Source organism: Tateyamaria sp. 7Alg 36, assembly GCF_059882455.1.
Map to the genome: position 1 here is coordinate 3214914 of NZ_CM187613.1, position 19503 is coordinate 3234416.

Here is a 19503-nt window from a genome sequence, read left to right on the forward strand (position 1 = left end):
CCGTGAACACGGGGCAGGTCATATCGGGGATCGGCCATGCCGGTCTGATCGGCTGGGTGCTGTTTGGCGGCACGTTCCAGTCCGAACCGTTGCCATTTGAATCTACCGATGTCTCTGTCATCTCGACCGAGGCATATGAGGCGCTGCTGTCCGCAGGCCCACAGCCCGACAATGTGACCGAAGTGGCCCAACCCGAACAGCCCGCCGAGGAGCCGGATGTGGCCCCCGATCCCGTTGAAACTCCGACGCCGGATGAAACGGTTGAAACGCAGGCTCCAACGCCCGCGCCACAGCCCGAACCCGAAGTCGCCCCGACGCCCCCCGCGCCGGAGCCGGAGCCAGAGATCGCCGACACACCGCCGGACCAGCCACAGCCGCAAGAGCAGGCTGTGCTGACGCCCGAAATCGCGCCGCGCCCCGTGCCGCGCCCATCCGAACGTGTCGCGCCCGAAGCCGTTGCCCCGCCCCCCGAAGACACCGCGCCCGCCGAGGTGGCCCAAGAGGCCGTGACCGAAGATGCCGGTGCCGACATCCCTGTGGAGCAGGAACAGGAAGCGACCGCGCCAGAAGAGGCGGCAACCGAGATCGTGACCGAGGCGGAAACACCCGCCAATGCGCCCAACACCTCGATGCGCCCACCTGCGCGCCGTCCATCTGCACCTGTGCGCACCGCTGAAACTCCGGCGGAAGAAACGCCTGCCCAAACACCGGCAGTTGATCCTGCGCCCGAACCCAAACCGGAACCCAAGCCCAAGCCTGCCGAAACACCTGAATCGACGGCGGATGCGGTGAACGACGCCCTGCGTCAGGCGCTGGAAGGCGGCGGCGTGGAAGAGGCCGAGGTGCCCCAAGGCCCGCCGCTGACGGCGGGGGAAAAGGATGCGTTACGGGTCGCGGTGTCCAGTTGCTGGAACGTGGGGTCGCTGTCCTCCGAGGCGCTGCAAACCACCGTGGTGGTCAGCGTCGCGATGACAGCCGATTCCAAACCCGTCACCAGTTCCATTCGCCTCGTGTCCAGCTCGGGCGGGTCGTCAGCGGCTGCAAATCAGGCCTTTGAAGCCGCACGCCGCGCGATTATACGCTGCACCCGGGACGGGTACGGATTGCCGGCTGATAAATACGGCCAATGGAAAGAAATCGAGATGACGTTCAATCCCGAAAGGATGCGTATCAAATGATGGTTCGACTATTCTGCGCACTGTTTGCCATGATGGCGGCAGCTTTTGTTCCCACCCTCTCTGTGGCTCAGGATGGCCCGTTGCGGATCGAGATTACCGAAGGGGTTATCGAACCCCTGCCGGTGGCGGTTCCCGATCTGGTGGCCGAAACCGCAGGCAGCGCCGAGATGGGCGCGCAACTGGCCCGCGTGATTGCCGCCGATCTGACCGGTACGGGGCTGTTCCGCGAACTGCCCTCCAGCGCGTTTATCTCGCAGGTGTCCGACTTCAATGCGCCTGTGCAATATGCCGACTGGAAGGCGATCAACGCGCAGGCGCTGGTCACCGGCGCGGTCAGCGTTCAGGGCAACCAGATCAACGTCAAATTCCGCCTTTATGACGTGTTCTCCGGCGCGGAACTGGGCGACGGTCTGCAATTTGCAGGCACAACCGACGGCTGGCGGCGCATCGCGCACAAGGTGGCCGACGTTGTCTATAGCCGGATCACGGGCGAGGGCGGCTATTTCGACAGCCGCGTGGTGTTCGTGTCCGAAACCGGCCCCAAGGACAACCGCCGCAAACGTCTGGCCGTGATGGATTATGATGGCGCCAATGTGCAGTACCTCACCGGCTCCGAAGATATCGTGCTTGCGCCGCGCTTCTCCAAATCCGGTGATCGCGTGCTGTACACCAGCTACGAAAGCGGTTTCCCGCGCATCTATGTGCTGGATGTGGGGTCGGTGCAGCGCCGCGTTCTGGAAAGCCAGCAAGGCACGATGAGCTTTGCGCCCCGCTTTGCCCCTAACGGGCAGACGGTGGTCTATTCCATCTCGCAAGGCAGCAATACCGACATCTATTCGATGGACATCAACACAGGCGCAGCCACGCGCCTCACGAACACGCCTGCCATCGAAACCGCCCCGAGCTTTAGCCCCGATGGATCGCGCATCGTGTTTGAAAGCGACCGGTCGGGGACACAGCAGCTCTATGTCATGCCCGCTACCGGAGGGGAGGCAACGCGCATTTCCTTCGGCGAGGGGCGCTATGGCACTCCGGTCTGGTCGCCGCGCGGTGATCTGATCGCCTTCACCAAACAATCCAAGGGCCGTTTCCACATCGGCGTCATGCGCACGGACGGCAGCGAAGAACGCCTGCTGACCGCGTCGTTCCTTGACGAGGGGCCGACATGGTCGCCCAACGGGCGCGTCATCATGTTCGCCCGCGAAACCCAAGGGGCAGGGGGCCGTTCGACGCTGTATTCGGTGGATATCACTGGACGGAACCTGCGCCCCGTGCGCACGCCCGAAGGTGGCTCTGACGCATCGTGGGGGCCGTTGCAGCGCTAGGGGCGCGGCGCGGACCAGACCCGAAATCTGATATGTAACGGTGCATTTTCAAAAAGCCCCGTTCGTGATACTGAAAGCTCAACGCCCGTTAAACGTGGCGATGTAACCCGAGAGAGGCCCGAGCCCATGAAACTGAAGACTTCTGCGTTGATGATCTGCGCCGCGCTAAGCGTCGCAGCCTGTACAAACCCCGACCGCTTTGGTGCGGGCGGCGATTCCGCGAATGATCCCTTCGCCAATGGCGCAGGCGGCATCGTTCCGGGCAGCGCGTCCGACCCTGCATCGCCCGCCTATTTCCAGCAGGCCGTTGGCGACCGCGTGTTGTTCGCGGTGGACCAGTCTTCGCTGTCGCCCGAAGGGCGCGCCACACTGGAAAATCAGGCCGTCTGGCTGTTGCAGAACGCGGATTACACCGCCGTGATCGAAGGTCACGCCGACGAACAGGGCACCCGCGAATACAACCTTGCCCTTGGCGCACGTCGCGCCGATGCGGCACGGTCCTATCTGGTGTCCCAAGGGGTCCAGCCCAGCCGCTTGCAGGTTGTAAGCTACGGCAAGGAACGCCCGATCGAAGTGTGCAGCGAAGAAGCATGCTATGCCAAGAACCGGCGCGCAGTCACCGTGCTGGCGGGTGGTCTCAGCAGCTAGGTCAACGCGCGCAAGCGCAGGAAAGAGGCGGTAAATGGTGCGGTTAATTGCAGTAGCGGTGTTGGCATTCGGCGTCACGGGGCCTGTGCGCGCCGTGGCACAGGATGCGACACTGGCGGATATCCGGCAGGAACTGACGGTTCTTTATGTCGAGGTGCAAAAGCTCAAGCGGGAACTGTCCACCACGGGCGGTGCCGCACCGAATGTGGGGTCCGGCGACACGCTGGACCGCATCACCGCCATCGAAAGCGAATTGCAGCGCCTGACCAACAAGTCAGAGGAATTGGAGTTCCGCATCGGGCGCGTCGTACAGGACGGGACCAACCGCATCGGTGATCTGGAATTCCGCCTGTGTGAATTGGAAGAAGGCTGCGATATTGGCGCGCTTGGCGATACGCCCACGCTGGGGGGCGGTGACGCCCCCGCCGTCGCACCGACCGGCCCTGCACCGACCACGCAGCCGGAAACACAACTGGCCACAAACGAACAGGCCGATTTCGAGCGGGCGAAGGCGGCGCTCGCCTCCGGTGACTTTCGCGGCGCCGCAGACCAGTTTGAGACCTTTAATCAGACCTACCCAGGCGGCCCCCTCTCAATAGAGGCGACCTTGCGCCGTGGTGAGGCGCTGGAAGGGTTGGGTGACGTCCGCGAGGGCGCACGCGCCTATCTGGCGGCCTTCACGCTGGACCAACAAGGCCCGCTTGCGCCCGAGGCGCTGTACCGGCTTGGGGCCGCGCTTGGCCGTCTTGGCCAGACATCCGAGGCCTGTGTGACTTTGGGCGAGGTCGCGGTGCGCTTTCCGGCGGCACCCGCAGTTGCCCAAGCGCAGGATGCGATGCGTAATATCGGCTGTTCCTAAAGGATGTCGGACCCCCTGATTGCGGCGGTCGAAGACCTTTTGCCTGCGCAACCGCTGCCCCGTCTGGGTGTGGCAGTGTCGGGGGGCGGCGACTCGGTTGCACTGCTGGCGACGCTGGTGCGCTATGCCGAGGCGCACGATGTTGATTTGCACGTCATCACGATTGACCACGGCTTGCGCCCCGAAGCCAAAGATGAGGTGGCGCTGGTCACCGACCTGTGCGCCCGCTGGGATCTGCCTCATCATGTCGAATACTGGACCGGATGGGACGGCGCGGGCAATTTACAGGCCAATGCGCGGGATGCGCGCTATGCGCTGATTGCCGACTGGGCCTTTGGCAACGACATCACCCATGTCGCCCTTGGCCACACCGCCGACGATCAGGCCGAAACGTTTCTGATGCGGCTGGCGCGTGGCGCGGGTGTTGACGGCCTTAGCGCGATGTCGCCGCGCCGCATTCGCCACGGCATTACTTGGGTGCGCCCGTTCCTGCGCACGGCGCGTGCGGATTTGCGCGACTTCTTGCGTGCCGAGGGGCTGAAATGGTGCGAGGATCCAAGCAACGAAAACCGTGCCTTTGAACGGGTGCGGGTGCGCGAGGCCCTCAAGGTGTTGGACGTGCTGGGTGTGGGCACCGAAACGCTTGTTGCCGTTGCCCAGAATATGAGCCGCGCCCGCGAAGCCCTTGATTGGCAGACCTTTTTGGCCGCGCGCGACACTGCCGCGCTGTTGCACGGGGCGATTGCGCTGGACCTGCGCGCCTTTCGCATGCTGCCCGAGGAAATTGCCCGCCGCCTGCTAGTGCACACGCTTTCGTGGACCTCGCAACACCCCTATCCGCCGCGCCGCGAGGCGGTGGCGCAGACCCTCAAGGCCGTGCGTGCCAGCCGCGGTGCGACCCTTGATGGATGCCAGATCACTGTCGAGAATAACGTGATCTGGGTATTCAGGGAATTCAACGCGATCAAGGACTTGACCTGCGAAGTGGGGGATATGTGGGATGACCGATGGCTGGTGACAGGGCCCGATGACGACCCCGATATCGAGGTGCGCGCCCTAGGCACGGACGCTTTGTCGCAGATCGAAAACTGGCGCGATACCGGCCTGCCACGTGCAGCCCTCGCCGTGACGCCTTCGGTATGGTATGATGGGGAAATGATCGCGGCACCGGTCGCACAGCCGGACCCTGACTGGGCCGCAGAGCTTGATGGCGGCCAAGATGCCTTTTTTGCCGCGCTTTTATCGCATTGAACCTCGCGCGATCCTCTCTATCTTAGAAGCAACGCCGTAGGGTACATCCAAGCGGCAGCATGAATCAGGAGATTTTCCTTGGGAAACGCACGTAACATCGCCTTCTGGGTGGTTTTGTTTTTGCTTATCTTGGCACTGTTCAACCTGTTCGGCGGGTCGGGCAACACGCTGCAAAGCCGCGAAATCAGTTATTCCGAATTTGTTGCCGCTGTCGAAGACGGTTCGGTCAGCAATGTGACGCTGGATGGCGAAGAGGTCCGGTTCCGTCGCGGGGCCGAGGATTTCGTGACGATCAAGCCCGAAGACGCGCTGGTCACCGACCTTTTGATCGAAAACAACATCCCCGTTCGTGCCGAACAGCAACAGCAATCGGGCTTCCAGACCTTCCTTGTGTCGCTGCTGCCCTTCCTGCTGCTGATCGGTGTCTGGATCTATTTCATGAACCGGATGCAGGGCGGCGGCAAAGGCGGTGCGATGGGCTTTGGCAAATCCAAGGCCAAGATGCTGACCGAAAAGCATGGGCGCGTCACCTTTGACGACGTCGCGGGCATCGATGAGGCCAAGGAAGAACTCGAAGAGATCGTGGAATTCCTGCGCAACCCGCAGAAATTCTCGCGCCTTGGTGGTAAGATTCCAAAAGGCGCGCTGCTTGTGGGCCCTCCCGGTACCGGTAAGACACTGCTGGCCCGCGCCATTGCGGGTGAGGCGGGCGTGCCGTTCTTCACGATCTCGGGCTCTGACTTTGTCGAGATGTTCGTCGGTGTGGGTGCCAGCCGTGTGCGTGACATGTTCGAACAGGCGAAAAAGAATGCGCCCTGCATCGTCTTCATCGACGAGATCGACGCTGTGGGCCGTCACCGTGGTGCCGGTTATGGCGGCGGCAATGACGAACGTGAGCAGACGTTGAACCAATTGCTGGTTGAAATGGACGGTTTCGAGGCGAACGAAGGTGTGATCATCATCGCGGCCACAAACCGGAAAGACGTCCTTGACCCTGCCTTGCTGCGTCCGGGTCGTTTTGACCGGCAGGTCACCGTCGGCAATCCAGACATCAAAGGCCGCGAGAAGATCCTTGGCGTTCACGCGCGCAAAACGCCCTTGGGACCTGACGTTGATCTGCGCATCATCGCGCGCGGCACACCCGGGTTCTCGGGTGCCGATCTGGCGAACCTCGTGAACGAGGCGGCATTGACCGCCGCCCGTATCGGACGCCGCTTTGTCACCATGCTGGATTTCGAAACGGCCAAGGACAAAGTCATGATGGGGCCGGAACGCCGCAGCATGGTCATGACCGCCGAGCAAAAGGAAATGACCGCCTATCACGAGGCTGGCCACGCCCTTGTCGGTCACCTGCTGCCGAAATGTGATCCAGTCTACAAAGCGACGATCATCCCGCGCGGTGGTGCATTGGGCATGGTGATGAGCCTGCCGGAAATGGACCGACTGAACATGTTCAAGGATGAATGCCACCAGCGTCTGGCCATGACCATGGCGGGCAAGGCGGCTGAAATCCATAAATACGGTGCGGACTCGGTCTCCAACGGCCCTGCAGGCGATATTCAGCAAGCCTCGGCGCTGGCCCGTGCGATGGTGCTGCAATGGGGTATGTCGGACAAGGTCGGTAACATCGACTATTCCGAAGCGGCCCAAGGCTACACCGGTAACACTGCTGGCTTCTCGGTCTCTGCCAACACCAAGGAACTGGTCGAGCAGGAAGTGCAGAAGTTCATTCAGGACGGCTATGACTGGGCGCTCAAGGTGATCACCGAGAACGAGGAAAAGTTCGAGCGTCTGGCCCAAGGGCTGTTGGAATACGAAACCCTCACCGGTGAAGAGATCGAGCGTGTGATGAACGGCGAACCACCGCATTCCTCGGACGACGACGAAGGTGGATCGAAAGTGGAAGAGGATAAACCGTCCCTCACCGCGATCCCGAAGGCCAAGAAGAAATCCGGCCCGTCGGGTGATGGTGGTCTGGAACCTGAACCTTCTGCCTAAGCCGAAGCGCTGAATTGACTTATAAAGGCCCGCCCGAAATGGCGGGCCTTTTGCCGTTCTGCGCGCCGCATTCAGTGGCAGGGTGGGGGATATATCAACGCCGCCAACGGCCCGCGCACAATTTTTCATTGGCGGCGGGTGCGGGCGTCGGTGTAACTGCCCCTGACAGATCAGGAGAGTTGCCCATGCCCGCCCTCAAACCCACATCCTTTATCGCCCGCATCAACTGGCTGGGCGTCGTGACCGAGGACGCAGGCAGCTTGCGCTCTGTTCCGCTGGAGGCTGTCGAGGCCACCTTCGACGGCTTTCCAAACGAGGCGCATGGCGGGCCGACCCGCCCGTCCTGTAGCCGCGTGACCAGCCAGTACCGCCGCGGGACCGAAATCCGCAACGTGCGGCAACTGTCCATTGTGAGCCAAGAGGAACTGGACCAGATCGCCGCCAAGATGGGGTTGGACGCGATTGATCCCACATGGCTGGGCGCGTCCATGGTTCTTGAGGGCATCCCCGACTTTTCGCATGTGCCACCGTCCTCGCGGTTGATGGCGCCGTCGGGGGCGGGGCTGGTGATCGACATGGAAAACCGCCCCTGCATCTTGCCCGGACGCGAGATCGAACAAGAGGCAAGCGGCTTTGGCAGCAAATTCAAACCCGCTGCCAAAGGGCTGCGCGGGGTCACGGCATGGGTCGAACGGGGCGGCGCCTTGAACGTCGGGGACGCTTTGGTGCTGCATGTACCGGACCAGCCGGTGTGGGCGCATCTGGACGCCGCACGCGCGGGTTAGGGCGCGGCGTAAGTGCCGGTGACCTATCCGGTCGCCGCGTCCCTGCTCAGGCCGGATCGTTTCCGAAACGAAACGATGGCGCGCATTGTGGCCGCTCAACCCTTCTGAAATGTCGGAATTGCGCACATGGTCACTGGGCAAGGCCATGTATGCAGGGCACGACAATAATGCCCGACAGGGCGCTCAGGGGGGACCACCGTGGCCTATAAATCAGACATCGAAATCGCACGCGAAGCCAACAAGAAACCGATTCAGGAAATCGGGGCCAAGATCGGCATCGCCAGCGAAGACCTGCTGCCCTATGGCCACGACAAGGCCAAAGTCAGCCAGTCGTTCATTAACTCGGTGCAGGACCGCGCGGACGGCAAACTGATCCTTGTGACGGCGATCAACCCGACCCCCGCAGGCGAGGGCAAGACTACCACCACCGTTGGTCTGGGGGATGGTCTGAATCGCATTGGCAAGAACGCTATGGTCTGTATCCGCGAGGCCTCCTTGGGCCCGAACTTTGGCATGAAGGGCGGGGCCGCTGGCGGCGGCTATGCCCAGATCGTCCCGATGGAAGAGATGAACCTGCATTTCACCGGTGACTTCCACGCCATCACCTCGGCACATTCGCTGCTGAGCGCGATGATCGACAACCACATCTATTGGGGTAACGAACTTGATATCGACACCCGCCGCGTTGTGTGGCGGCGTGTGGTGGACATGAATGACCGCGCCCTGCGCCAGATCACGGCCAGCTTGGGCGGTGTGGCCAATGGTTTCCCGCGCGAGGCGGGGTTTGATATCACGGTTGCCTCCGAAGTCATGGCGATCCTGTGTCTGGCCAAAGACCTTGGCGACTTGCAGAAACGGCTTGGCGATATGATCGTGGCCTACCGCCGCGACCGCTGCCCCGTTTTTGCCCGCGACATCAAGGCAGATGGCGCGATGACCGTGCTGCTCAAGGACGCGATGCAGCCCAACCTTGTGCAGACGTTAGAAAACAACCCAGCCTTTGTGCATGGCGGCCCGTTTGCCAACATCGCCCATGGCTGCAACTCGGTTATTGCGACGACCACAGCGCTGAAGTTGACCGACTATGTGGTAACCGAGGCGGGATTTGGCGCGGATTTGGGGGCCGAGAAGTTCATGAACATCAAGTGCCGCAAGGCCGGTATCGCGCCGTCCGTCGTGGTTTGCGTTGCCACCGTGCGGGCGATGAAGATGAACGGCGGCGTGGCCAAGGCCGACCTCGGTGCCGAGAATGTGGACGCGGTCAAGGCGGGGTGCCCGAACCTCGGGCGGCATATCGAGAACCTCAAATCCTTTGGTGTGCCGGTGGTCGTCGCGATCAACCACTTTGTCACCGACACCGATGCCGAGGTGCAGGCGGTCAAGGATTTCGTCGCTGCACAAGGGGCCGAAGCAGTGCTGAGCCGCCACTGGGAACTGGGTTCCGAAGGTTCTGCCGATCTGGCGGCGAAGGTGGCGGAACTGGCAGATGCGGGCACGGCGGATTTTGCGCCCATCTATCCTGATGAGATGTCGCTGGCCGAAAAGGTCCAGACCATCGCCAAAAAGATCTATCGTGCTGACGGCGCAGTCATGGACCAGAAAATCCTCGCCCAGTTGCAGCTTTGGGAAGAGCAGGGATATGGACATTTGCCCGTCTGCATGGCCAAGACGCAGTACTCGTTTTCGACCGACCCCAACTTGCGCGGTGCGCCCACCGGATTCACCGTGCCCGTGCGCGAAGTGCGCCTGTCAGCGGGGGCCGGTTTCATCGTCGCTGTCTGCGGAGAGATCATGACCATGCCCGGCTTGCCCCGCGTGCCTTCGGCGGAAAACATACATTTGAACGCGGACGGCCAGATCGAAGGGCTGTTCTGAACCCCGAAGGGCGGGTGCTGCGCCCGCCCTCCATCCGCAGGGGGCAGCCCTGCGGGTGAAAAGGACAAGGAAAGAGACTGATATGAGCGCGACAATCATCGACGGCAAAGCCTTTGCCGCCACAGTACGGGCCAAGGTGGCCACCCATGTGAGCCGCCTGAAAGACGATCACGGGATCACACCGGGACTGGCGGTGGTGCTGGTGGGCGAAGACCCCGCGTCGCAGGTCTATGTCCGCTCCAAGGGGAAGATGACGGTCGAGGTCGGCATGAAAAGCGTCGAGCACAAGCTGGATGTGGACACGTCCGAGGCGGACCTGCTGGACCTGATCGCGCAGTTGAATGCCGATCCCGAAATCCATGGCATTCTGGTGCAATTGCCGCTTCCCAAACACCTGAACGAAGACCTTGTGATCAACGCGATTGATCCGGCCAAGGACGTGGACGGGTTCCATATCTCGAACGTGGGTCTGCTGGGCACGGGGCAGAAGTCGATGGTGCCGTGCACACCGCTGGGCTGTCTGATGATGCTGCGCGATCACCACGGGTCACTGTCGGGGCTGAACGCGGTTGTCGTGGGGCGGTCCAACATCGTGGGCAAGCCGATGGCGCAGTTGTTGCTGGGCGACAGCTGTACCGTGACCATCGCACACAGCCGCACCAAGGACATTCAAGAGGTCACACGCCGCGCCGACATCGTGGTTGCCGCAGTGGGACGCCCCGAGATGGTCACAGGCGACTGGATCAAACCCGGTGCGACCGTGATCGACGTGGGCATCAACCGGATCGACGCGCCTGAAAAGGGCGAGGGAAAGACCCGCCTTGTTGGAGATTGCGATTTTGACAGCTGCGCCGACGTGGCGGGTGCGATCACCCCCGTTCCGGGCGGTGTGGGGCCGATGACTATCGCCTGCCTGCTGGCCAACACGGTCACCGCCTGCTGCCGCGCCAATGGTCTGGAAGAGCCGGAAGGCCTGACCGCCTAACGCGGCATTGGCATCGTGACGGGGCGGTCGCCCGTAAGGATCGCCGTCGCCCCGTCCTGCATCAACCGCGCCAGCACGCCGTCGTGGCTGCGCAACCCGCCGGTATAGGTGCCATAGGCGGGCATGATCAGGCGGTCGCCGTCGCACAGGAAAGCGGGCCGCGTGATCGCCCGCCCGCGCACCCGTAGCGTTGCCTTGGGGTGGTAATGCCCCGAGATTTCACCTGCACCGTCTACGCTATGGAGATCGGCAATGTGGCGGAACAGCAGGGGTCCAAGGCTGTAGGCGGCCAGATGGGGGCCGCCGAATTCAATCGGTCCGGGATCGTGGTTCCCCTCGATCCAGATCCAGCGCCGCCCCGCCTGAAGCTGCGTGATGAATAACCGGTCTGCATCGCCCAAGGACTGCGCCGCGGTCAGGTCGTCAAAGCTGTCGCCAAGGCAGATGACGGTGCGCGCGCCCGTCGCCTCAAGGTCTCTAGAAAGGCGGGTCAACGTGTCACGGGTTTCGTAGGGGGGCAGATACCCGCCGCCGCGCCGCGCAATGCGTTCGGCTTTCCCCAAGTGCAGGTCAGAGACACAAAGCAGCGATTGGTCGGGCCAGAACAACGCGCCTGATCCCAGTGCCTTGAGGGCCGCGCCCTTGAGTGAAATGTCGCACGTGTTCATATTTTGTTCATAGACGTGGTTTTTGTGTCCTTCAAGATATGGGGTGAGGTGTGTTGGCGGGAAAAAAGCGGGGGCGCTGCCCCCGGCCTGCGGCCTCCCCCGAGGTATTTTTTACCCAAAGACGGGCAGGGAGATTTTTGGGTGGAGGCTTATGTAGCGGGGCTTAGGCCTGCGGTGGCCATCAGGCGGTCGGCTTCTTCGGCCAGCAGCTTTTCTTCGGCGAGGCCCTTGATCGGGACGCGGCCCACTTCGAGGAGGAGAGGGGCGGCGAGGGGGGACACGCGGTCGAGTTCCACAAGGTCGATGCGGTCGACGATCCGTGCGGCCATCTCCTCGATCCGGCCGAAGTCCACCAGACCGCGCATCGCCTCTTGGCGCGTGATGTCGAGCATCAGGTGGTCGGGATCGTATTTGGCCAGCGTGTCATAAAGGATGTCGGAAGAAAATGTCGCCTGCCGCCCCGATTTGCGCGCTGACGGCGTGTTACGTTCGATCAGGCCCGCGATGGTCGCGCTGGCGCGGAAGGTGCGTTTCATCACCGCGTTTCCGGCAAGCCAGCGGTCCAGCCCGTCGCGCAAGGCGTGGATGTCGAACAGCGGGACAGGATCGCGCACGGGCTCCAGCCCCCAGATCAGCGTGGCATAGTCGGTCGCCAGAAAGCCGAGCGGGTTGAGGCCGGTTTCCTCCATCCGTTTGGTGAGCAATAGGCCCAGCGTCTGCATCGCGTTGCGCCCTGCAAAGCCGTAAACGGCAGTATGCGCGCGCCCGTCATGGGGGAAGCTTTCGATCAGCAGCCGCCCCGGTTCGGGCAGACGGCTGACCTGCCGTTGCAGTGCCAGCCAGTCACGGGTGTGGGCGGGCAGGTCGGGCCAGTCGTCGCGCTGGAACATGTCGATGATGCGGTGGCTGAGTTGGGTGGAGGTGGCGAATTTCGTGCCTGCAAAGGTGGCGATTTTCGGCTTTTTGGCCGCGTCGCGGGTGACTTGCACGGTCATCTCGCGCAAGCTGTCGTAGCGGACGATCTGCCCGCCGATCAGGAATGTATCACCGGGGGTGAGGGTCGCGGCAAAGCCTTCCTCGATCTCGCCCAGCGGTTTGCCGCCGCGCCCTTTGAAGCGGACCTTAAGCGTGTCGGTGTCCTGAATGGTGCCGATGTTCATGCGGATACGTTGCGCGCTGCGCGGGTCGCGCAATTGCCACAACCCGTCGGGGCGCTGCAGCAGGCGCTGCCACTGGTCATAGGCGCGCAAGGCGTAGCCCCCTGTGGCGCAGAATTCGAGACAGGCATCGAATTCGGCCCTGTCCAGATCGCTGTAGGCGCCTGCGGTGACGACTTCGGCATAGAGCGCGTCGGCGTCGAACGGGCCTGCGGCGGCGGCGATCAGGATATGCTGGCACAAGACATCACGCGGCCCGCGCCCGCGCGGATCACCGTCAAGCGCGCCTTCTTTCACCGCTTCGAGGGCGGCGACGCATTCCACCACTTCGAACCGGTTGGCAGGCACCAGCAGCGCCTTGGACGGTGCGTTGTAGCGGTGGTTGGCGCGCCCGATCCGCTGCACCAGCCGCTTCACGTTTTTCGGTGCACCGATCTGGATGATCAGGTCCACATCGCCCCAGTCGATGCCCAGATCCAGCGTGCCGGTGCAGACAATCGCCTTGAGGTCGCCCGCCACCATCGCCGCTTCAACCTTTTCGCGCTGTGTGCGGTCAAGCGATCCGTGGTGGATACCGATGGGCAGCCCTTCGTCATTGGCGAGCCAGATGTTGTGGAAATAAAGTTCGGCCTGCGCGCGCGTGTTGTGGAAAATCAGCGTTGTCTTATGCTTTTTCACCTGTTCCAGAACCGCCGGAATGGCGTATTTGCCGCCCGATCCGGCCCATGGCGGGGCCTCTTGGGTGACCAGCATTTGGATGTCCGGCGCGGGGCCAGGATCGGCGTGGATGACCTCGCACGGGTCGGGGTGGCAGGCAAGCAGGTGGGCGATGGCGGCGGGATCTTCGACCGTGGCGGACAGGCCGACGCGGCGTAGGTTGGGGCACATCGCTTGCAGCCGTGAGAGGGCGAGGAACATCTGGTCGCCCCGTTTACTTTCGGCCAGTGCGTGGATTTCATCGACAATCACCCGTTGCAGCCCCGCAAACATGCGCGGCGCGTCTTCGTAGCTGGTGAGCAGCGCGAGGCTTTCGGGGGTGGTCAGCAGGATATGGGGCGGGTCGGCGCGCTGGCGTTTCTTGCGGGTTTGCGAGGTGTCGCCGGTGCGGTCCTCGATGCGGATCGGCAGGCCCATCTCTTCGACGGGGGTGCGCAGGTTGCGCTTGATGTCGGAGGCAAGCGCCTTAAGCGGGGAGATATAGAGTGTGTGCAATCCCGTATGCGCGCCGTCTGCCAGTTCGGCGAGGCTTGGCAGGAAGCCGGCAAGGGTCTTGCCCCCGCCAGTTGGTGCGATCAACAGCAGCGACGGGTCCGCCGCGCGGTCCAGCATTGCCTGCTGGTGCGGATGGATCGACCAGCCTTTGGCGGCGAACCAGTCGCTGAATTGGGGGGGGAGTGTGGCCATGGCATGAACTGTAGCGGGCCGCGCGCGTAAGGAAAGTGCGGGAGCCTGCCCTTTCGGTGGCAAAGCCACCTGTCGGGCAATGGGCCGGGATTTTTTGGAACAGAGAAGAGGGGTTATGCGCCCCGAGGGCGGAGTGCCCGGATGGCGGCCTGTACCGTTTCCGGCAGGGTCACGTCCGCGCCGTCGGGTGCGGCGTCGAGGGCTGCGGCGACGTCCTTGACCAGAATGCCGATGGAGTTGTCGGGGACAAAGCCGTCGCGCGCGAATTCGATCTCGTGATAGCCGGAGGCAAGCCAGTTCTGCCCCGAAGAGGTGTTGATCAGGTCGAGAAGCCTGTCGGTGTCGAGCTCTGCGTCATCCGCCCAGTCAAGCACCAGCCGTGTCATCGCCGTATGCGAGGCGGCCAGCAGGTTGTTCAGCACTTTGGCCTGCATCCCTGCGCCATAGGGGCCCATATGGTGCATGTGTTTGCCCATCATCGCCAGCAAAGGCATCGCGTCGCGGATATCGCTGTCAGTGCCGCCCAGCATAAAGCTGAGGCTGCGGTTCTGCGCGGCGATTTGTGCGCCGGACATGGGCGCGTCGATTAGGGTGATGTGTTCCGGCACGCGGCCGCGCAGGTCACGGACATAGCGGGGCGACAGGGTGGAACAGATGAAGATGCGCGTAAGATCCGGCGCGATTTCGACCAGCCGTTGTCGGGTGAACAGCAGCGCGTTGGTTTCATCGGCATCGCGGACAACGCTGAACAGCGTGTGCAGGTCCGAGGCGAAGGCGGCGGGATCAGTGGTGATGTGGGCGGCGTCCTTGGCCACCACATCAAAGCCGCGCGCCTGTGTGGCGTCGCGCAGCGCCTCTAGCATCGGCGCACCCATGCGCCCACATCCCGCGACCCCGATCATTTCACGATATGCTCGTCCTTGACGAACATGTTGGCCCATGCGCGGTCAATCAGGTCGGGGCGCATTTGCAAGGGGATGCCTTCGAAATTGCAGATCGCGACCATCTGGTCGATCAGGAAGTTGGGCTGGTAGTTTGCATAGATGTTGTCGATCGTCGGGTATTTCACCTTGAGCAGATGGATCAGCGCCTCTTCGTTCAGGGGCATGCCCTTTTTCTTGGCGACCATGGCAAAGATTTTCAGGAAGTTCGCCTGATTGGGCCCCTCGATTTTGATTTTGAAGAAGATCCGGCGCAGCGCGGCTTGGTCGAAGATTTCGTTGGGGTGGAAGTTGGTCGAGAACACGACGAGTGTGTCAAACGGCACTTCGAACTTTTCGCCCGATTGCAGGGCGAGGATGTCTTTGGATTCCTCAAGCGGCACGATCCAGCGGTTGACGAGCGCCTGTGGCGGTTCGGCCTGACGGCCCAAGTCGTCGACGATAAAAATGCCGCCGGTGGATTTCAGTTGCAGCGGCGCCTGATAGGTCTTGGCTGTCGGGTTGTAGACCAGATCAAGCATATCAAGGCTTAGCTCACCGCCGGTGATCACAGTGGGGCGTTCGCATTTGACATAGCGTTGGTCGAAAGGTGTGCGGCGGCGCAGCGAGTTTGGATCCTGTCCTTCGTCCTTGGCCGGAACGTGCACAATCGGGTCGAACACGGTGATCACCTGTCCGGCGTATTCAATCGCGCGCGGCACATAAACCTGATCGCCAAGCGCGTCGCGGATACCGTTCGAGATCGAGGATTTCCCGTTACCGGGGGGGCCGTACATCAGGATTGACCGGCCCGCGGACACCGCTGGCCCAAGCTGGCCGAGCAGATCGTCGGGCAGTACAAGGTGGCCCATCGCGGCGGTCAACTGCTGGCGCGTGACCAGAATGTTGCGGATCGACTGGCGTTTTACCTGTTCGCGGTAGACATCCAGCGGCACGGGCACCGCGCCGAAATATTCCGACTGCGCCAATGCGTCCAGCGCGCGGGACTTCCCGTTGTCGGTCAGTTGATAGCCCATCTCGTTGCCATTGTTGGCGTTGAGCGTGCCTGTCGCCTCCATCAGCCTTTGTTCGCGGCTCATGTCGATAAGTTCCTGCACCACCGGAATGGGGATGCACATCGCCGCCGACAGGTCCGACACCATGTCGAGGTTCTTGCGGAACATGGTCTTCAACAGGATGTCCCGCATCATCACATGGGACAGCTTCATCTCTTCCAGCCGTTTGGGGGCAGGGGGGGCGATGATGTCGGAAACTTGCATATTCATGGAAACGGGCCTGTTACGTGACTGCTTTTGCCCTTCCTAGACGCGATTTCGGACCAAATTATGGCCACAAAGCGGTCAGGACCCGTGGATCGCGGCCAATACGAGGTAAATCGCCAGCGTTGGACCAAGGGCAAAGCCCATAGGGAACTTGCGCCCTTTTTGCGACCAGCTGTTCCAGTCCGGGGCCATGCGCGACAGCGGCGTGTATTTGGCAATCCGGTGGCTGGCATAGGCTGCCAGCAGCACGGCGGCAAACAGGGCCATGACCAGACGCACATCGCCCACGGCAACGTAAGGCGCGGCAGCGGCAAGGAATTTCGCGTCACCCGCGCCCATGGCACCGGCGGCGTTCAGGATCATGCAGACCACCAGAACGATGCCCAGATGGGCAAGGCGCCACAGATAGGCATCAAGCGGGAACACGAACAGGCCCACCACCACGAACACCGCAAATATGGCCAGCACAGTGGGGTTGGTGATGCGCATTTGGGCCAGATCGGTATAGGCCACGTAAAGGCACAGCGGGACGAGAAACGGCAAGAACCACAGCGCGGCCTGCGCGGACATGGCCATCGTTCTATCCGTTCGACACGTTGGCTTCGAGCGCGCGCAAGGAGCGCACAGCGGCCTCGAAATGCTGGGGATGGGTTTCGATGGCTTCGCGCAGCAACCCTTTGCCGGTTTCCACGTCACCCTGTTTCACGGCCGTCAGACCCATCGTGTGCAGCAGTTGCGCCCGTTCGATCTGGTCCATGGGGACGACGGGCAGGGCATAGTTGCGCTGCGCACCACGGGCGAGGATCAGGTTGTTCTTGGCGGTGAACAGGGTGCCATCCTGCCGGATCGCGTCGCCGAACAGGCGTTCGGCATCGGCATAATCGCCGCGTGTCAGTTTCGAGTAACCCCAGTTGTTCAGAACACCGGCAGGGCGCGTCGTCAGGCCCACGGCGGTTTCATAAAAGCTGTCGGCTTTTTTCCACTCTTTATTGCTGTCGGCAATCAGCGCCTCAAGGCGGTAGCGTTTGAATGTCTCGAACGTGGGCGGAACGCGGTCGAGTTCCTGTTCGGCGCGGGCCCAGTCGCCAGCGCGCAGAAGGGCATCGGCATAATCCACGCGGTCGTCATTTGTTGCGCCTTCAAGCTTGAGAACCTTGGCATAGGCGGGGGCCGCTTCGGAGAAACGCTTGGCGCGCACAAGGCTGCTGGCCAGCCCGCGATGCACTTCGATGCGGTCGGGGTTTTCGGCGGCGGTGCGTTGGAAATAGCTGACCGCCTCGTTCGGGTCGGCCACGGTCAGCATCACATCGTTCAGATCGCTTTCATCCACGACATTAACGTTCTGAAAGGCCCGCTCGACCGTTTGGTCGGCAGATTTCTGTGCGCATGCGGACAGGGCCAGAGCCCCTGCCAAAGAGACGGCCAAAACTACGGAGTGGCGCATGTTTGCGTCCTTTTACTGCTCGTTCACGCCGCGCTTTTGCTGCACGGTCGCATCCCATCGCACCCTGCGGTGCACCTCAAAATCAGCCAGCTGACCGGATAAGAAAGTCACTGCTGCCGCGTCGGACCAGTTTATACTGGTTCTCGTTCACCTCTACCGTATCAGAGTTTTCGGATTTTGCGAGCGCCATGCGCAAATTATCCCTGATGAGTGTGCTTTCTCCGTCATCAAGGGCGAATGCACGGCGCAAAATGGCAACAGCTTCGCCGGTTTCGCCTTGTTCCATCAGGACCACGCCAAGATTGTTGAGGTCTTCTGGCACGGGGTCGAATTCGGTGGTCGCGCGGCGCAACAGTTTTTCGGCCTGACCCAGACGGCCAAGGCCAAGGTTGGCCGTGCCCAGCCCCGACAGGATTTCACCGTCAAAGCCGCCGCGATCAAGGGCGGCGCGGTTAAACGCCTTGATGGCGAGTTCGAATTCACCGGCGGCGATCAGGCGGTGTCCCACGTCGATGCCGTCCGCAGCCTGCCCCTTGCGGTCCACACCGGGTGCGAAGGGGCCGGATTGCGACACGTCGATTCCGCCCGTGGAACAGGCGGACAGGACCAGCGAAAGAAGAAGGGCGGGCAGCGCCCGCGCACCTGTAATCATGGGGCCTTTGCGACCTTTTATATGCGACTGCACCGCACGGTCCCTTCGCGGGACGTGCGGTGCGTATCTTGTAGCACAGTGCGTGCCGATTTCTAGTTCCCCATATTGCCCAGCTGCGTGATGCCGTGCACGGACGGGCCGACAAGGATAATCAGCAGCGGCGGCACGGTCAGCATCATGGTGGCGAGCGTCATCTTGGTGGGCAGTTTGTTGGCGGCCTCTTCGGCGCGCATCACCCGCTTGTCGCGCATCTCGGCGGCGAAAACGCGCAGGGCGTCCGCGATTGAGGTACCGAAACTGGCCGATTGCACCAGCACGGTCACAAAGCTGGCCACGTCCTGCACGCCGCAGCGTTCGGCCATGTCGTTAAGGACGTTGACCTTGTCCTTGCCCGCTTTCATCTCATAGCTGACCACCTGAAACTCGTCCGCCAGCGCAGGAAAAGAGGCGCGCAACTCGCCCGCGATCCGCGTAATGGACTGGTCCAGCGACTGGCCCGCCTCGACACAGACCAGCATCATGTCCAGCGCGTCGGGAAAGCCGCGTGTAATCTCTTCCTTACGTTCTTCGACCCGTCTGGTGATCCAGTATTGCGGCAGGTAATACCCCACGCCGCCAGGGCCGAGGGTCCACATCATGATCTTCTGCGTGGTCATCTCGTCCGTGCCGACGATGAAATTGGTATAGATCACGCCCCCGATCAGTCCCAGCACGCCCAGCACAAACTGCGCGGCGTGAAAGATGCGCACCGCATCGCGCGACTGATAGCCCGCCTGACGCAGCATCAACTGCCGCTTGGACAGTTCGGCGACGTCCTGCGGTTCAAGGAAGGTCGAGAACTTCTCGAGCTGTTCGTTGCGCGCACCGTGACGCAGCCGTTCCTTTTGCGGCACGCCCGCTTCGGCGGCGCGGTAGTTCTTTTTCAGCTTGTCCAGCGGGTCTTCGGGCTGACGCATCATCATGAAGACCACGATGACGATCATCATCAGGCCCAGAACACCTGCGATGATGATAGGCCCCAATGGCCCGAGGAGGTCGGTAAGCGGTTGCAGCAGCGCGTCCATGATCAGT

At 62.2% G+C, this 19503-nt stretch carries 17 protein-coding genes; 9 read left to right on the top strand and 8 right to left on the bottom strand.

Translation table 11 applies throughout. The features are described 5' to 3' along the window. The first annotated feature begins 2 nt into the window (after positions 1-2). From tolA to folD, 9 genes are all read left to right on the top strand, one after another. A complete protein-coding gene (gene tolA, locus AC6GQJ_RS15670; RefSeq protein ID WP_500769924.1) occupies positions 3-1178 on the top strand; it encodes a cell envelope integrity protein TolA in 1176 nt (391 codons plus the stop codon). Next, positions 1178-2503 (top strand): Tol-Pal system beta propeller repeat protein TolB, encoded by a 1326-nt coding sequence (gene tolB / locus AC6GQJ_RS15675; RefSeq protein WP_500773951.1) that lies wholly within the window; start codon positions 1178-1180, stop codon positions 2501-2503. Before tolA ends, tolB begins: the two co-directional genes overlap by 1 nt. A gap of 126 nt (positions 2504-2629) precedes the next feature. Further along, entirely contained in the window at positions 2630-3151 is a 522-nt protein-coding gene (pal, locus tag AC6GQJ_RS15680) for a peptidoglycan-associated lipoprotein Pal (RefSeq protein ID WP_500769926.1), read from the top strand. Between the two features lie 34 nt (positions 3152-3185). Next, entirely contained in the window at positions 3186-4010 is an 825-nt protein-coding gene (ybgF, locus tag AC6GQJ_RS15685; RefSeq protein WP_500769928.1) for a tol-pal system protein YbgF, read from the top strand. Positions 4011-4013: 3 nt separating this feature from the next. Further along, the gene (tilS, locus tag AC6GQJ_RS15690) at positions 4014-5261 is read left to right on the top strand and encodes a tRNA lysidine(34) synthetase TilS (RefSeq protein ID WP_500769930.1); all 1248 of its coding nucleotides are present in this window, start codon (positions 4014-4016) and stop codon (positions 5259-5261) included. 78 nt (positions 5262-5339) lie between these two features. Beyond that, positions 5340-7259, top strand: a complete 1920-nt coding sequence (gene ftsH / locus AC6GQJ_RS15695; protein WP_500769932.1) for an ATP-dependent zinc metalloprotease FtsH — start codon at positions 5340-5342, stop codon at positions 7257-7259. A gap of 185 nt (positions 7260-7444) precedes the next feature. Beyond that, entirely contained in the window at positions 7445-8044 is a 600-nt protein-coding gene (locus tag AC6GQJ_RS15700; protein WP_500769933.1) for an MOSC domain-containing protein, read from the top strand. Positions 8045-8242: 198 nt separating this feature from the next. Beyond that, a complete protein-coding gene (locus AC6GQJ_RS15705) occupies positions 8243-9919 on the top strand; it encodes a formate--tetrahydrofolate ligase (RefSeq protein WP_500769935.1) in 1677 nt (558 codons plus the stop codon). A gap of 82 nt (positions 9920-10001) precedes the next feature. Further along, the gene (gene folD / locus AC6GQJ_RS15710; protein WP_500769937.1) at positions 10002-10904 is read left to right on the top strand and encodes a bifunctional methylenetetrahydrofolate dehydrogenase/methenyltetrahydrofolate cyclohydrolase FolD; all 903 of its coding nucleotides are present in this window, start codon (positions 10002-10004) and stop codon (positions 10902-10904) included. Here the strand turns inward: folD and pdeM are convergent. The 8 genes from pdeM to AC6GQJ_RS15750 form a co-directional block, all read right to left on the bottom strand. Next, the gene (gene pdeM, locus AC6GQJ_RS15715) at positions 10901-11572 is read right to left on the bottom strand and encodes a ligase-associated DNA damage response endonuclease PdeM (protein WP_500769939.1); all 672 of its coding nucleotides are present in this window, start codon (positions 11570-11572) and stop codon (positions 10901-10903) included. The two genes, folD and pdeM, sit on opposite strands and share 4 nt — an antisense overlap. 149 nt (positions 11573-11721) lie before the next feature. Continuing rightward, a complete protein-coding gene (locus AC6GQJ_RS15720) occupies positions 11722-14133 on the bottom strand; it encodes a ligase-associated DNA damage response DEXH box helicase (RefSeq protein WP_500769941.1) in 2412 nt (803 codons plus the stop codon). Between the two features lie 113 nt (positions 14134-14246). Next, on the bottom strand, positions 14247-15074 hold the full coding sequence (locus AC6GQJ_RS15725; RefSeq protein WP_500769943.1) for an NAD(P)-dependent oxidoreductase: 828 nt from the start codon (positions 15072-15074) through the stop codon (positions 14247-14249). Next, positions 15032-16339 (bottom strand): DUF8689 domain-containing protein, encoded by a 1308-nt coding sequence (locus AC6GQJ_RS15730; RefSeq protein WP_500769945.1) that lies wholly within the window; start codon positions 16337-16339, stop codon positions 15032-15034. Before AC6GQJ_RS15730 ends, AC6GQJ_RS15725 begins: the two co-directional genes overlap by 43 nt. 75 nt (positions 16340-16414) lie before the next feature. After that, positions 16415-16912, bottom strand: a complete 498-nt coding sequence (locus AC6GQJ_RS15735; protein WP_500769947.1) for a prepilin peptidase — start codon at positions 16910-16912, stop codon at positions 16415-16417. Positions 16913-16916: 4 nt separating this feature from the next. Beyond that, a complete protein-coding gene (locus AC6GQJ_RS15740; RefSeq protein WP_500769949.1) occupies positions 16917-17780 on the bottom strand; it encodes a tetratricopeptide repeat protein in 864 nt (287 codons plus the stop codon). Positions 17781-17862: 82 nt separating this feature from the next. Continuing rightward, complete coding sequence (locus AC6GQJ_RS15745; RefSeq protein WP_500769951.1) at positions 17863-18432, bottom strand: tetratricopeptide repeat protein; 570 nt, start codon at positions 18430-18432, stop codon at positions 17863-17865. 92 nt (positions 18433-18524) lie between these two features. After that, positions 18525-19496: a type II secretion system F family protein gene (locus AC6GQJ_RS15750; protein WP_500769953.1), complete on the bottom strand. Its 972-nt coding sequence runs from the start codon at positions 19494-19496 to the stop codon at positions 18525-18527. Between the last annotated feature and the right edge of the window lie 7 nt (positions 19497-19503).